Genomic DNA, 14,739 nt, shown 5'->3' with positions numbered 1-14,739 from the left:
TGAGATTTTTCTATGATGATCATAAGGCAAATACGCCGCACACATAGCCAAAAACTGCTGGTGTGGCAAGCTTCATCGTGCGAACTTGATGATCAATCAGAAGCATAGCCGAGTTTTCTTGAGTGAAATCAGAATATTTCATTATGTTGTTTGACTACATCCTCTTTTTTCAGCGATCGCAGACAACCTCTAACTCAGTAACAGAGGCTTTCGTCATTATAAAATTAGACAAATTAAGCATTGCTTAAGAATTAACTAAATGACTTCTTAATATCACCCTTGCTCAAAGATAATACGCACACCTTTCCCACCAAGTCATCACTCCAATAGCCCAGATAAGCAATACTTTCGCCAACCTGGGAGAATCGATTTTTGCTGCTCCCAGACTACACCTCGCCTGAGCAAGCGATGCCGACCTAACAGTGCGTCTCCAAGAGTTGGCGGTAAACTACGCGGTTCTTCCTCTATCCCCAGGTTTTCCCTCATTAGCACCCCATTACCAGCGACCATATTCTGTAGGAGTCCAGGGCATCTACTCCGGTGGCAATTCAATAAACAGTCAACAAGAATACTCAACAACACTTTAAGATTTGCTACTTTACTTTTCCATACAGTAGTCCTTATGATGTTTCTCGTTCAGTTTCAGTTACATTTTTAACTAAAGCTCTTATGCCTACCGTTGCGATTGTGAGTGCGGCTTTCTGGATGATACTGTGTAGGGCGATCGCTTAATTTACTTAATTTACTTCCTTGTGCCATTCGCCTCTCGGCTCATCTGACTTAATTAGGCAGACTACTCCCAAATCCACGCAGCTTCAAAAAAGTCGCGCTCACAAAAAAAACATCGCATAACGGTAGGTTGAATTCACAAAGTAATTTCTTTGACTGTAGGCAAAAGTCTTTACCTCCACGGAGTATTTCAAAAATCAACTGCCTTTGCCCTGTTTAGATCACTTAGGCGCACGGAAACCGGCTTGTTGTGCTGTTGCTGGGTCTTTAAAACAAATATCCGGTTTGACTTTTTCGTAATCTAAGGTTTTGGGAAGGTGATAAATATTGCCTCTCTTATTCGTAATTTTGCCTTTTACCTGTGCATCACTTGGGCAAGTTGTTTCGTTTTGTGGTTTCACTCCGAGATTTTGTGCTGCTGCTAAAACTGCTGCTTTATTCGCCGATGCTGGCTTCTTAGAGCTAGAAGTTCCACCAGGGACAGGACTAGATACAGGACTGGATACAGGACTAGATACAGGACTAGCTGGAGCAATCGCAGTTGGTGTTTGAGGAGTAGTGCTAGTAGATGATTCCGGTTTCTGACCACAACTACTTAGGAACAGCACTGTCAATAAAGTCACCACCATGCTCAATTGTCGAGATTTGAGTTGATTGTTCATTGTCATTAATTCTTTCTCCTCATCTTCTAAGATTTAATTACCAGTATTTTACGCATGATTGTAATCTCTCTGCGAATATAGATTTAAATACAGTTAATTATTGCACTCATCTGCGCTCTGAATGCTCAACAGGAGTCTCACAGTTCTTTCATGGTCCGGCTTGGGGAGCAGATCAATGAGCCTATTTTATTAACCCAGATTTTTGCCAAGCTTACTTCTTTAGGACGTATTCATCCCGTTTCTACAGGCGTTGAACCCTCTTAATTTGGCAACGGTATTGAACTAAAACACCACTTACAACTACGCCAAAGGCAGAAGGAATAAATGGTATCCATAGCCCTTGTTTTGAAAGAGCGATCGCACAAACTCCATATAAAATGACAACTATCGCAACTATGGCGCATCCCTTCTCTGACACCGAACGAACGCGCCAAATAATCAGACTCCCAACTACAGAACAGCCGCATATCCAGAGAATATCGCCCCAGTAAGGCAAAACCCAAAGAATTGGACGTTGGTCTAAAACTGCACTCAAAACTTGGCTAACCATTTGCGCTTGTATAAATACCCCTGGTATTGGTTGGTGATTTTGCTGTGTAGCAGTGTAGGGAGTTGACCAAGTATCGGTGAGAGTGTTAGCTGTCACTCCAATGATAACTACCTTATCTTTAAATAGATAAGGATTAACTTTATCGCTTAATATATCTTCAAGGGAAACTGTCTGATAATCAGTATTACGATAATTGATAAGTATTTGATTTCCGCCTAAATCAACTCCCTGTTGATACCCACCACTGCGACCATATTTTAAGCGGTTAAATACTTTAGAGCCAAACTGTACATAATCTTCATTAAATTTAGGTTGAATTTTTTCATCATATAAGTAACGAGTAGCTAATAGCAACGAGAGCGAATTAGTCGTTGTACAAGTCAGAGGAGGCTCTGGTGGCAACATCAAAATTTGGCGACGGACGATACTATCTGGGTCTGCAATTGCATCAGTAAAAGCCTGACGTTCTACAGGTACTTCTTTCGGAGCTTTAACACCTTGGGAGTCATATTTACTATCGGGGATTTTGCAGGCAACAACAACATTCTTTTTGCTAATTTCTGTGGAAAGTTTTATTGGTTGTAACTTATTCGGTGGATCGGCAAAGTCTCTGTAAATATCTAATCCAATAATTCGCGGTTGATGCTTTTGTAATTTATTAAGCAATGTCGCTAAGGTACTATCCGAAATTGATTTCAGCCCTAATGTTGTCTCTTGTCGAGATTGAATATCTTTTTCAGTGATTTCTACAATTATCAACCTTGGATCTGGTTCTTCTTTGGGTCGCAGTCGCAGTATTTGGTCAAAAGTTTGCAGTTCGATTTTCTCAAAGACTCCCAAATATCTCAAACCTATTGTTGAAACAGCCACAATAAAAGTACTAAGTAGTACAGTCAAAAGTTTAGATTTTGGTGTTGCAATTTTACCTTTTGTCGAAACTTCACCCAGAAATTTAGGATCACCAACATTGCCACATAGTTCTTGCCACGTAGTAGGAACAGTTGTAGGATTTTGACAGATGACTGGCAACCAACTGGCGCAAGGAAATTCATTTTCCAATCCTTGAAGTCTTTCTCGTGCTTCTCGTACAGCCAAGTAAAATGGTTTGCTACCTGCAAAGGCAATAAGAAAGTTTTTTAAGAACTCCTGTGCTATGAAATCTGGCACTATTTCCCGCATGACAATCATTTGGGGAATATTTAAATCAGCTAAATTTCGTGCCAAACCAATTCCGTTACAAGAATTGAAAATTGCCAGTTTTAAGCCGCGACTAATTGCTGTCTTAAGTGCATTTTTCAGATGGGGAATTGTTAAAGTTTCTGTCTGATTGATGTAAATTTCTCCTATCTCTCCATCAGCAATAGTAGTGCTATGTCCGGCAAAAAATAGAATATCCCAATCTAGATTCCATAGATACTCATCAAGTTCTTTACGTGTTGGTTCGACAAGAAACGTAGTTTTGGCATCTGTTAAACCTTGTAATAAGGCGCCGTCTTGGTCAATATCAATCCCAACGCTATTGCCTAAAATTGCCAAAATATTGACTTTAGCTGTAGGAGATTTTGGCAATACTTGAGGAGACGCATATTCATGATTGCTCAAAGCTAATTCAGCTTTAGGATAATCTTCAAAAAAATTCCACAGATGCCAAGGCAACCGATGCAGTAGAACTATATTCGTTTCAATAACGACTCTAATTTCATCATCCCGACTAAGTAGAGTCCGCAACTGCCGCTCAATATTCTGAAATGACTCAAATTTTAACCAGGCATTAATATGTGCTTGCAGCTGTTGACACACTTCATCGAAGTCATTGACAGAAATATTGGTTATTATATCTTGCGAATGCACTTTTATCCGTTGATTGCTACCCAAGCGCTGATGGACAGATGCGTAGAGTAGCTGCCATCTGCGGTAGAGTTCGCTTAATTCTGGTAGTGCTGGCAAACTGCCTGTTAATTTTAGGAGTAAAAATTGATTATGATGCCAAAGTTGAGCCGTGACAACAGGAAATCCTTTATTTAAATCTCCTCCCAAGAAGCTGAAGACAACTAGCTTACTCATAAGTCAAGTGAACTTTGCTATTCGTGATTAACTAATGACTAATCAATACCAATTTGAGGCTGCTAGCACCTAATGACTAAATCATAAAATTTTCTGTTATTTGATAATTATTCAGAGCAACCTGGATAGAAAAACATTCTCCCACTTCCCCATTAAAGAGTTTCAATTGCATATAGATATCTTGAACTCTTGCTTGTACTTGTTGAATTATTCCCTCTTGATCTGAAAGTAAAACTAGCTTGATATTAGCGCGTAGGTAAGGTTGATTACAAGCTGGATGTAGCTGGACGCGAATACTAACTTGTTGGTTAGCCTTAGTGATTAAGGCAACTAATAAAATAACTTTTTGAGCTTCTATTTCCATTCCCAAGTCAATCAGCTTGGCGCGTTTGATCGGGGTAGCATTTAACCCAGAAGAACTGCGGAAATTAAAAGCTAGGTTACTGGAGTTTTGCTCAAAAAAAGTCTCTATAGCTTGCCAAGAAGCATCGTAAATCTGCTCCAGCCAACCACTAAGATTCACTTGAACTTCGGAAAATTGCGTAGGGGCAGATCGTCGTAGACATCGCTGTTGCTGTTGATACAACCATTGCCGCCACTGTTCATTCTCTAATAGCATTCCCCAGGTTGTAAATGGTACTGCTAATCTCAGAAATGCCACTGAAGAATTGCTTAACAGCTGCTGCACATATTCTACTTCAGCAGTCGATAATTCTGGTAGTGGTGCGATCGCAGCTTTCATCTCCTCTGTTCCACAAAATTGGTAGGTCATCCAAAAAGCATTAAGGTCTTTAATTAAATGCCGTGCATCTATACAATAAGTCCTATCTACTTGGTCATAGTCTGCCAGTGATTTAAGTTCAGTATGGGTTATGTAGCCCCAAAATTTTACACTCTCGCCATCTGGTGTAACTTGTACTGCTAAATAATAGTCTGCTGCCCAACTGGGAATGTCTACCCATTCTTGAGGAACTTCTAACTCGCTATCATCAATTGCCTCGCTGGGAATTAAAACGACTCGCTTCTCCTTTAACAAAATTGCTGTACCATTGACAAATTCCCAAAAAGCAGGAATACCAGGGGAACTGTACCAGATACTTGCTTCTGGAACATATTCAGCTTTTACCCAATTCAAAAACCCATGAAGGCAAATTTGATTCATGTAAGCACGCCAGCGACTGCTAGGTGTGGCGTAAACTTGGCTTTCTTGCCAAGAACTTTTTTGTAATGATGGTGATATTTCTAACAATAGTTCCTGCGGTTCTGTAAAAGCAGAAGTCATTTTTACTACCTCATCTTTCATAACGTCAGCTAGATTCCCCATACTTAACTTTCAACCATTCTTCCAAAGCGGTACTCATATCATTAACTAGGTTGGAATTCACAGAAATATTAAGCGTATCTTGACTCCATTCGATCAATGCTTTCAGCATTGATTCTCTAGCTTTGAGCAGCCGACGAGAAACAGTAGGCTGACTTATTTGTAGGCGTTGTACAATCTGTGGCTGAGTCAGCCCCTGTTGGTAGTAAAGTTTAAGTATTTCCTGGGTTTTCGCCTCAAGATTTTGTAAAGCTTTTAACAATATATCTTGAATCTGACATTGTTGATTTTGTTTGTTTTGGGCATCCTCTTGGGCGATCATCTCAGCGATTAATGAGTCAGAAGATGGATCTGGCAAGTCAAGAGTTGTTCTGCCGTCATCTTCTGATCTGACTAAATTTAGAGAACTAACAGGCGGAAACAGATAAGTACGCACGTAGATAGCTGCCTGGATTAACCACTGTTCAATTTTTTCTCTGGTGCATTGTGGAGTAGGTTGAGTTAATTGACTTTGGCATTCGCGGTTATAGAGGTTGACAATCGCTTCCCAAAGCTGGCCGTCTGGCTGCGGTAGTGCCTTTGTGCCTCCTGGTTGGTTTTGCACATAAAGTTCTTTGAAACAAGTCCAGGCTAAACGATATTGGGCAATTACAGAAGGTGATAATCCAGCTTTATCAAGAGCTTCTAAAAACTGCTTTTTGCTCACTTTGCGTAATAATGCCCAATTTGTGCAGATATCAGCTTCCTTACGTTGGCGTAAAATGTCTTTTAACCGACTAGGAATTGCTATAGTGGCATAGACTTTTAAACTAGAGCATTTTTCTGGGTTAAAGTTTTTGAGAATTATTTCGATTTCAGCATTCGCCATTTGAAAATAATCTGCTAGGCTGTGTTGACCATTTGTAAATTTTGCAATTGTTTTTTTAGCAGCCCAATAATTTGGTTCTTGTAAATAAGCAGACAGATGCATTGTAGCAAGGCGATTAGATTGCGATCGCCAACGCTTATGCCAATGTAACGCCCAAAAGTTTTCTGAGTTATGGACAAATGGTGAAGACTCCAAGCAATTTTGAATGCTTCGACGTAGTTTGATATCAATCAACCATTTGCTAAATCTGTCTTTTTCCAACTCAACGAAGGTTGAGAACATCTCGGTAATTTCTTGACGAGGACGCATAAGCAGTTAAAAATTTAAATTGATCCGAAGTTAAGCAACTATCAAATTTTTCGGGGAGAACCAGCAGAGTTTCGCACTCCATCTGGGGTAAAAACATCAATATTATCAGGTCATAACCGAGGCATTATTCAACTAGGACTACTGCTGCTGATTGCTACTCCAGTTGTACGAGTTATTTTTTCGCTGTTAGCCTTTGTGCGACTAAAAGATTATACCTATGTAATTGTGACTTTAATTGTACTGCTTGGGCTGATATACAGTCTGATTGGAGGAAATTTTTAGATATATCTCAGGGTTAGCGCATCTCAAAACCTATTGACAAGGGGACTCGTCTGATCAGTAATAAAATTTGAAACAAAGTGGCCCTATCAGACCTAGGTAGGACTTACGCAAAACTAGACGCCCTCCGGGGCAATTCATGAATTGCCCCTACGTAAAAATAAGGGTTTCAGCTATTGTTTGCGTAAGTCCTGCTAGGGTAAGATTTAATCCATCTAGCCCCAAGATCCGATAATGCCAGCAGGATTGCTATATGCTAATTCTCCTCACTTTTTCTCAAAATAACCTGGAATTATTCACCAGTTGGGATGTCGATACGGTACTGAAAAAGATTGATAGTTCTCAGAATATTTGGTTGCGGTGTATTCACTTCCGCGATCGCACTGGAACTGCCAAAATTATCAAGCACTTTGGACTCAATCCATCTCGTGTTAACATGATTTTCAACCATTCCCCTCTAGGAATTGATGAAGACGTAGAAGATTGTTTATTTGACAGTTATGAAATTCTAACTCCTCAAATAAAAAATCACGAGTTTGAGGTTGCGCGTGGCAATATTGTGGTTGGAAATAATTTTATCATCACCTTTGAAATCACTGAACTAAAAATTTTAAGTATTCTAGCTAATAATCTGCAAAAGCGAACTCTAGATATTCCAAAATTGGGAATTGACTATCTTTTTTATCTCATTTTTAAAGATGTTTTGAATAATTACGAAACTGTATTTGACTATATTTCTAGAAAACTTGATGATTTAGAAGATGAAGTTTTAGAAAATTCTGGTGATGAATCAACGTACCAAAAAATTGCCACGATGAGGCAATCCACTCGTTCGGGACGCCGTAATTTTCAAAGCATCAAGTCACTTATGGCTATTATGGATCGCGAAGATTTCCAATGGATCACCCAGCCAGTGAAGGAACTATTCAGTCAAGAATTGGTTCATCAGGTTGATAAACTCTGGCAAGAATATCAAGCTCTGAGAGCCTGGATGTCAGAATTAATGGAAATTCAACGCGATAATATTGCTAGCAAAACCGGTGAACGAATTAATCGCTTGACTATCCTCTCGACCATATTCTTACCAATCACTTTCATGTCTGGTTTCTATGGTATGAACTTCAAATATATGCCGGAATTAGAGCAACCTTGGGCTTATCCTGCTGTGATCTGCGTGATGGCATTAATTGTGATTTGTAGCATTACTTATGCTAAAAAACAACGTTGGTTGTAGCATTTATTAAGTTACGAACAAAAAGATCCCCAACTTCTTGAAGAAGTCGGGGATCTGAGCCTATCAGTCGAAAGCAAATCAAAATATACTACTTACAGTAAGTAGATTGAATTAACCCTAAATCGGTAAAAAAACGTGAATCTCCCATTGATTATTCGTGCTGAAGCACACAACGAGAAAACGGCGATTGCTACAACGGACGGAGCATTTACCTATCGGGATTTGCTGCACACTTCTAGTCAAATAGCAACAGGTCTTCTTGAGAATACAGAAGATTTACAGGAGCAGCGAGTTGCTTTTCTCATCCCGCCAGGGTTTGAGTATGTAGCCACTCAATGGGGGATTTGGCGGGCTGGTGGCATAGCTGTACCTCTGTGTATTTCCCACCCGCGACCAGAATTAGAGTATGTCATTACCAATTGTGGAGCATCGATTATTGTTGCTCATCCCAATTTTGAGGGTATACTGCGATCGCTCGCTACTGAACAAAATTTGCGATTTATCCTCACCTCAGAAACGCTCCCATCTAATGTTGGTCGTCTCCCAGAGGTAGATATCACTAGACGCGCCTTAATTCTCTATACGAGCGGTACAACAGGTAAACCGAAGGGTGTGGTTACAACTCATCAAAATATTCAAGCGCAAGTGACTAGCTTAATCACCGCTTGGGAATGGACATCTAGCGATTCTCCTGGGGAGACGCTGCGCGATCGCATTTTGCATATCCTGCCACTACATCATATTCATGGGATTGTTAACATACTGACTTGTGCTTTATGGGCTGGGGCGGAGTGTCAGATGTTAAGCAAGTTTGATCCCAAAACCGTTTGGAACCGAATTTGTGACGGTGACTTAACCCTATTTATGGCAGTACCAACAATTTATGTGAAGCTGATTGCTGCTTGGGAAACTAGCTCTAGGGAAAGCCAAAAAAGTATGTCAGAAGGCTGTGCTAAAATGCGCCTGATGGTTTCTGGCTCGGCGGCGTTACCAGTTCAAGTTTTAGAAAAGTGGCAGACCATCAGCGGCCATTTTCTGCTTGAGCGATATGGGATGACGGAAATTGGCATGGCGCTATCGAACCCTTTACACGGTGAACGGTTGTCTGGATATGTCGGAAAGCCTCTACCTGATGTTGAAGTCAGGTTAGTGGATGAGAGCGGGGAGTTAGTCTCAGCAGGAACACCAGGAGAAATCCAAGTTAAAGGACCTGGAGTGTTTCTAGAATATTGGCAAAACCCCCAAGCAACCGCCAAAGCCTTCCAAGATGGCTGGTTCTGTACTGGAGATACCGCCGTAGTTGAGAACGGCAACTACCGTATTCTGGGACGGATGAGTGTGGATATCATCAAAACGGGAGGGTATAAAGTTTCAGCTTTAGAAATTGAAGAAGTGTTGCGATCGCATCCAGATATTCAGGAATGTGCAGTGGTTGGGGTTGCAGATATAGAATGGGGTGAACGGGTCTGTGCTGCGTTAGTATTGCAACGGTCACAACCTTTAACATTAGAATCTTTCAGGAGTTGGGCAAAAGAGCGATTGGCTGTCTATAAGGTACCAACCCAAATTCTGACGGTTGAAGAATTACCTCGCAACGCTATGGGGAAAGTGACTAAGCCGACAATAGTTGAGCTATTTCGCTCATAGCGAGCGATCGCTTGTTAGATTCAAGTTGCTGGAATTGTCCATAAAGTTACTAACTGTAATCCCAAATTATCTATTCTTTGTGATGATGAAACCTAATTCCTAGAAAGATGTCATAAACAAACTCAAAAAAATCTTTTTTCTGTAACAATCCTGAAGTTTGATAACATCCTTTTTCATCTAATAGGGGCTTCATGAGATAATAGCTGGGCTGATAATTGTACCAAGGAATAGAAGGCCACAAATGATGAATTAAGTGGTAATTCTGTCCCATAATCAGAATATTGAGAACTGGGTTAGGATAAACACGAGCATTTTTCCAGCGATCGCGCTCCGCAAAAGGACGATGGGGCAAATAATCAAAAAATAATCCTAGTGCTATCCCCACCACAAAAGCCGGTATAAACCAAAAATTGAGGATGTAACCCAAAAAGTTGTACTGAACTGATATATAAACAATTACACCGACAATTAAACGGCTGATGAACCATTCTAATAGCTCATATTTACGCCACAGTCGCCGTTGAAAGAAAAATACCTCGTGGTATAAAAATCGCACCGCAATCAACCATAGCGGTCCACCAGTAGAGACATAATGATCTGGATCGTTTTCCGGATGATTAACATGGGCATGATGCTGTAAATGCACCCGTGTAAATACTGGAAAAGCAAAAGCTAGCATCAATGCACTGCCATGCCCTAACATCGCATTAATCATCCGGTTCCGATGGGCAGATTGGTGACACGCATCATGAATTACCGTTCCAGCACAATGCAAGGCAATCGTGTTAACGCTAAAGCACAGCCAGTGCGGCCATTCCCAAAGCCAGTAACCAAAGCTAGATAACACCAGCATTGCCACAGCTACCAAAAACAGCAGCAGCGTGGGATTGAAATCACCAGGAGGCGCTAAAAATTCCTTGGGTGGGATTGTCAGTGGCTTTTGTGCCTCCGATGTGATCATTTCTAAAATTGACTCCTTCTTGAGCAAACATTACGAATATACATTAAATATTAATGTATAATAAATTTTTGTAACGTTTTGTATAGCAATATTTATCTAGCGCTTTGCATATCAGCAGATGAATAACGCTATGATTCCAGACGAGGACTAATATTTACTGATAAGTGGGGTATGACAATTGGCAAGAGGTTGATGGGATAAAGTACTTCTTCGGGACGATAAATACAAGATTGATGTACTATATCTAGTCTATCCGATAACCTCACTCTCCCATAAACCCTCTCTAACTGTTTATATCTATTGATATAGCAGTAACTGAAAAGGAGATGCCACTTAAGTTACGATGACTTCCCAGATAGCTCCCTAATTTCAGCCCCTATGCAATTAAGAGATTCTCTGCGCCGGACAAAAATTGTCGCTACTATTGGCCCCGCCACTAGCAGTCCTGAAATGCTCAAGGCGATTATTGAAGCGGGAGCCACGACGCTGCGGCTAAACTTCTCCCACGGAACTCATGCCGACCATCAGCGTAGTATTCGCTTAATTCGGCAAACTGCCTTTGAATTAAATCAGCCAGTGGCTATTCTCCAAGACTTGCAGGGCCCAAAAATTCGCTTGGGGAAGTTTGACAATGGGTCTATAGTTTTGGCAAAAGGCGATCGCTTCACCTTGACAAATCGCCCGGTTGTAGGTACGCAGGAAATTAGCTGCGTCACCTACGATTATTTAGCCGAAGAAGTCCCAGTTGGCGCAAAAATCCTCCTTGATGATGGACGAGTCGAAATGGTGGTGGAGGAAATTAACCGCGACAAAGGTGATTTGCATTGTCGCATCACCGTGCCTGGTAAACTTTCTAACAACAAAGGCGTAAACTTTCCCGGCGTTTACCTGTCAGTTAAGGCAATGACCGACAAAGACCGAGAGGATCTGATGTTTGGTCTAGATCAGGGTGTAGATTGGGTGGCGCTTTCCTTTGTCCGCAATCCCCAGGACATGATCGAAATTAAAGAGCTAATTTCCAGTACAGGCAAGCAAGTGCCAGTGATTGCCAAAATTGAAAAGCACGAAGCCATAGAACAAATGGAGGCGATTCTGGCTTTGTGTGATGGCGTGATGGTTGCCAGAGGCGACTTAGGGGTGGAATTGCCAGCAGAAGATGTTCCCGTACTCCAAAAGCGGCTAATTGCCACAGCAAATCGCTTGGGGATTCCCATCATCACTGCCACCCAGATGTTAGACAGCATGGTGAGCAATCCCCGTCCGACTCGCGCTGAAGTGTCGGATGTGGCAAATGCGATTTTAGATGGCACGGATGCGGTGATGCTCTCCAATGAAACCGCAGTGGGTAGCTTCCCTGTAGAAGCAGTGGCGACGATGGCACGGATTGCCGAACGGATGGAGCAGGAAGAAGTCCAACACTTAAACTTACGTTCTTCCAGAGATGCCCGACGCTCGATTCCCAATGCGATTAGTCAAGCTGTAGGTCAAATTGCCGAACAACTAGGCGCAGCAGCAATCATGACCCTAACCCAAACTGGGGCAACAGCTCGCAATGTCTCTAAGTTCCGTCCCCAGACACCGATTTTGGCAGTGACACCCCATGTGAATGTGGCGCGACAGCTACAAATGGTGTGGGGAGTAAAACCTCTGTTAGTACTAGGATTACCTTCCACTGGTCAGACATTTCAAGCTGCGATCAACGTAGCTCAGGAACTGAAGTTACTGTCTGAGGGAGATTTAGTAGTGATGACTGCTGGCACACTTCAGGGAATTTCCGGCTCCACAGATTTGATTAAGGTAGAGGTCGTAACGGCAATACTAGGTCACGGGATTGGACTGGGACAAGGTTCAGTAAGTGGTCGCGCCAGGGTGGCTAATACTGGCATGGATGTTAGTAACTTTAATCACGGAGACATATTGGTTGCACCCCGGACTAGTGCGGATTTTGTTGAGGCAATTCGGAAATCTGCGGGGATTATTACGGAAGAGGAAAGTCTCACAAGTCACGCAGCAGTGATTGGCTTACGTCTCGGTGTGCCAGTAATTGTCGGCGTGAAGCAGGCAACGAAGGCGATTCGGGATGGGGCGATTATAACACTGGATCTGCAACGGGGTTTAATTTATTCTGGGGCGGTGAGAACGCCTTAGCGCTAAGGAGTGGGGAGTAAGAATTTTAGATTTTAGATTTTGGATTTTAGATTGAAATTTAATCCAAAATCGTCAATCCAAAATCCAAAATTGAATTGCCCAATGCCCTTTATCAAACAGTTGCGATCGCAACCCCAAGCCATCCAGCAAAGTTTTTCTGCTGTGTGGAATCAGGATGCTCAACTGGTTTTACTTGATATCGAGTGGGACGTGATGACGTGAGGGTGATGGCAGAAGTAAGCAGTTCGTCTTGGTGGAAAACTGTGACTTCGATTGTATCGTTTGCTTGGTAATCTCTCAGGCGATCGCTTAAACTATTCCCCATTACCTTAATCCCATCAATTGCTAACAACTCATCACCTGCATCAATTCCTCCTATTTGTGCAGGTGAACCAGTCTCTACAAACTTAATCATCTCCCGCCCATTCTCTGTATTTATTCTCACACCCAGGTAAGGTTCTTCCTGCTGATCAGCTACCAACTGCAAGCCAAAGGGTTCTAAGTACTGATTCAAGGGCAAATCGTCAATGCCATCAATGTAGCGTTTAAAGAAATCAGTCAAATCGATTCCGGCGACAGATTCGATAACTTCCTGCAACTGTTCTGGAGTATAGCCAATTTCAGCTTGTCCAAATTGCTGCCACATTTTCTGCATGACGTTATCGAGCGATCGCTGATTGTCGTGAGTAGAGCGAATCAGTAAATCTAGCAATAACGATACCATTTCTCCTTTTAAATAATAGGAAATTTGGGAATTACCGCTATTAGCATCTGGACGATAGAGTTTTATCCAGGCATCAAAACTCGACTCGGAAACGGGTTGTACCTTGCGTCCCGGTGTCATTTCATATCTGGTAATTTCTTTGCCCAAGTTATTCAAATACGACTTAACATCATAAATTCCCGCCCGCAAAGGAATTAACAAGTCATAGTAACTAGTAGTGCCTTCACAAAACCACAATGATGGTGTGTAGTTTTCCTGATCGTAATCAAAAACCTCTAATGCTTTTGGGCGAATTCGCTTGACATTCCACAAGTGAAAGAACTCGTGTGCTACCAATTGGATAAAGCGATCGTACTTATCCTGAGCGCGAAACCCAAAACGCTGGTAAATTAAGGAGCAACAATTTTTATGCTCCAAACCGCCAAAAGCTTGACTAAATAAATGTAGCAGAAACACGTATCGTTCATAGGGCAAACCGCCGAACATCTGCGCTTCAACCTGAACAATTTTTTGGATATCAGCAATCAATCGCTGGGTTTGAAAATTACCCTGTCCCCAGATTGCCAGTTCATGGGGTTTTCCCAAAACCTCAAATTTATACAATTTGTGGCTACCAATCTCAAAGGGAGTATCAACAAGAGTATCAAAATCGCCAGCCAAGAAAGTATTCGTTTCCTCAGCAATGGGTGGCAAGGCCGTAGTTACTTGCCATTCGGGGCGTGGTGGTACGATGGTAACGCGAATGGGTTGGTTCTCCCAGCCCGATATTCTAAAAAATAGTGCCGCACCGTTAAAATAACCGTGGGTGGCATCTAAGTGATTTGTTCGTACCGATAGCTCATTCGCAAAAACGCGGTAACGTACAGTTAATTCGGAAACACCTGTTTTGTCTATCTGCCAGTGATTTTTACTGATCTTTCGCCAAGGTAAAGGCTTATCCTTTGCAAAAGCCACAAAATTCTGTAAATTCTTGGCGTATTCCCGGACTAAGTAGGAACCCGGTGTCCACACCGGCAATTTTAAATCGAGAATCGGCGAGGGGTAATCGACAAGGCGTAAAGTCACCTCAAACAGATGGGTTTCTGGTTGGGACATTGCCACCAGGTAATGAATCGTTGGCCTAGTTTCCTGGACGTAGATGTTGGGACGAGTTACTGTTGCTTCAGTCATCTTGTGTGCTGAGTTAATAGTCGATAGGTAATTTCTCCCATCATGACAAATTCACCTTTTAACTTTCAAGGTA

General features: G+C 41.9%; 12 protein-coding genes. 4 read left to right on the top strand and 8 right to left on the bottom strand.

The window, feature by feature from the left end:
- Positions 1–19 precede the first annotated feature (19 nt).
- The 6 genes from V7K31_RS25640 to V7K31_RS25615 form a co-directional block, all read right to left on the bottom strand.
- Positions 20–142, bottom strand: coding sequence for a hypothetical protein (locus V7K31_RS25640; protein WP_335097964.1), 123 nt, complete (start codon positions 140–142; stop codon positions 20–22).
- Positions 143–318: 176 nt separating this feature from the next.
- Positions 319–510, bottom strand: coding sequence for a hypothetical protein (locus V7K31_RS25635; protein ID WP_335097962.1), 192 nt, complete (start codon positions 508–510; stop codon positions 319–321).
- A 440-nt stretch (positions 511–950) separates the two neighbouring features.
- On the bottom strand, positions 951–1,397 hold the full coding sequence (locus V7K31_RS25630; protein WP_335097959.1) for a sunset domain-containing protein: 447 nt from the start codon (positions 1,395–1,397) through the stop codon (positions 951–953).
- Positions 1,398–1,632: 235 nt separating this feature from the next.
- Positions 1,633–4,005 carry a CHASE2 domain-containing protein gene (locus tag V7K31_RS25625; RefSeq protein ID WP_335097957.1) on the bottom strand — a complete coding sequence of 791 codons (2,373 nt, stop codon included), beginning with the start codon at positions 4,003–4,005 and terminating at the stop codon, positions 1,633–1,635.
- A 76-nt stretch (positions 4,006–4,081) separates the two neighbouring features.
- The gene (locus V7K31_RS25620) at positions 4,082–5,287 is read right to left on the bottom strand and encodes a DUF1822 family protein (protein WP_335097954.1); all 1,206 of its coding nucleotides are present in this window, start codon (positions 5,285–5,287) and stop codon (positions 4,082–4,084) included.
- A gap of 25 nt (positions 5,288–5,312) precedes the next feature.
- Positions 5,313–6,503 (bottom strand): sigma-70 family RNA polymerase sigma factor, encoded by a 1,191-nt coding sequence (locus V7K31_RS25615; protein ID WP_335097951.1) that lies wholly within the window; start codon positions 6,501–6,503, stop codon positions 5,313–5,315.
- Between the two features lie 18 nt (positions 6,504–6,521).
- Between V7K31_RS25615 and V7K31_RS25610 the strand changes: the two genes are divergently transcribed.
- The 3 genes from V7K31_RS25610 (at position 6,522) to V7K31_RS25600 (ending at position 9,663) form a co-directional block, all read left to right on the top strand.
- Positions 6,522–6,785, top strand: a complete 264-nt coding sequence (locus tag V7K31_RS25610) for a DUF1634 domain-containing protein (RefSeq protein ID WP_335098294.1) — start codon at positions 6,522–6,524, stop codon at positions 6,783–6,785.
- A gap of 250 nt (positions 6,786–7,035) precedes the next feature.
- The gene (locus tag V7K31_RS25605) at positions 7,036–8,016 is read left to right on the top strand and encodes a magnesium transporter CorA family protein (RefSeq protein WP_335097948.1); all 981 of its coding nucleotides are present in this window, start codon (positions 7,036–7,038) and stop codon (positions 8,014–8,016) included.
- A gap of 135 nt (positions 8,017–8,151) precedes the next feature.
- Positions 8,152–9,663, top strand: coding sequence for an acyl-CoA synthetase (locus V7K31_RS25600; protein WP_335097945.1), 1,512 nt, complete (start codon positions 8,152–8,154; stop codon positions 9,661–9,663).
- 70 nt (positions 9,664–9,733) lie between these two features.
- Here V7K31_RS25600 and crtR read toward each other — a convergent pair whose 3' ends face one another.
- Positions 9,734–10,624, bottom strand: coding sequence for a beta-carotene hydroxylase (crtR, locus tag V7K31_RS25595; RefSeq protein WP_335097943.1), 891 nt, complete (start codon positions 10,622–10,624; stop codon positions 9,734–9,736).
- Positions 10,625–11,002: 378 nt separating this feature from the next.
- Here crtR and pyk point away from each other — a divergent pair, with 378 nt between their 5' ends.
- A complete protein-coding gene (pyk, locus tag V7K31_RS25590) occupies positions 11,003–12,772 on the top strand; it encodes a pyruvate kinase (RefSeq protein WP_335097940.1) in 1,770 nt (589 codons plus the stop codon).
- A gap of 112 nt (positions 12,773–12,884) precedes the next feature.
- Here pyk and V7K31_RS25585 read toward each other — a convergent pair whose 3' ends face one another.
- Positions 12,885–14,666, bottom strand: a complete 1,782-nt coding sequence (locus tag V7K31_RS25585; protein WP_335097938.1) for a M61 family metallopeptidase — start codon at positions 14,664–14,666, stop codon at positions 12,885–12,887.
- Positions 14,667–14,739: the final 73 nt, after the last annotated feature.

It is taken from the genome of Nostoc sp., from assembly GCF_036917675.1.
GTDB lineage: Bacteria > Cyanobacteriota > Cyanobacteriia > Cyanobacteriales > Nostocaceae > Nostoc.
This window is presented reverse-complemented; position numbering and strand designations above follow the sequence as displayed.

Bases quoted from the DNA above. Each gene is read 5' to 3' on its own strand.
- V7K31_RS25605 (WP_335097948.1), top strand. From the start codon at position 7,036: ATGCTAATTCTCCTCACTTTTTCTCAAAATAACCTGGAATTATTCACC.
- crtR (WP_335097943.1), bottom strand. From the start codon at position 10,624: ATGATCACATCGGAGGCACAAAAGCCACTGACAATCCCACCCAAGGAA.
- V7K31_RS25640 (WP_335097964.1), bottom strand. From the start codon at position 142: ATGAAATATTCTGATTTCACTCAAGAAAACTCGGCTATGCTTCTGATT.
- V7K31_RS25635 (WP_335097962.1), bottom strand. From the start codon at position 510: ATGGTCGCTGGTAATGGGGTGCTAATGAGGGAAAACCTGGGGATAGAG.
- V7K31_RS25620 (WP_335097954.1), bottom strand. From the start codon at position 5,287: ATGACTTCTGCTTTTACAGAACCGCAGGAACTATTGTTAGAAATATCA.
- pyk (WP_335097940.1), top strand. From the start codon at position 11,003: ATGCAATTAAGAGATTCTCTGCGCCGGACAAAAATTGTCGCTACTATT.
- V7K31_RS25585 (WP_335097938.1), bottom strand. From the start codon at position 14,666: ATGACTGAAGCAACAGTAACTCGTCCCAACATCTACGTCCAGGAAACT.
- V7K31_RS25615 (WP_335097951.1), bottom strand. From the start codon at position 6,503: ATGCGTCCTCGTCAAGAAATTACCGAGATGTTCTCAACCTTCGTTGAG.
- V7K31_RS25630 (WP_335097959.1), bottom strand. From the start codon at position 1,397: ATGACAATGAACAATCAACTCAAATCTCGACAATTGAGCATGGTGGTG.
- V7K31_RS25625 (WP_335097957.1), bottom strand. From the start codon at position 4,005: ATGAGTAAGCTAGTTGTCTTCAGCTTCTTGGGAGGAGATTTAAATAAA.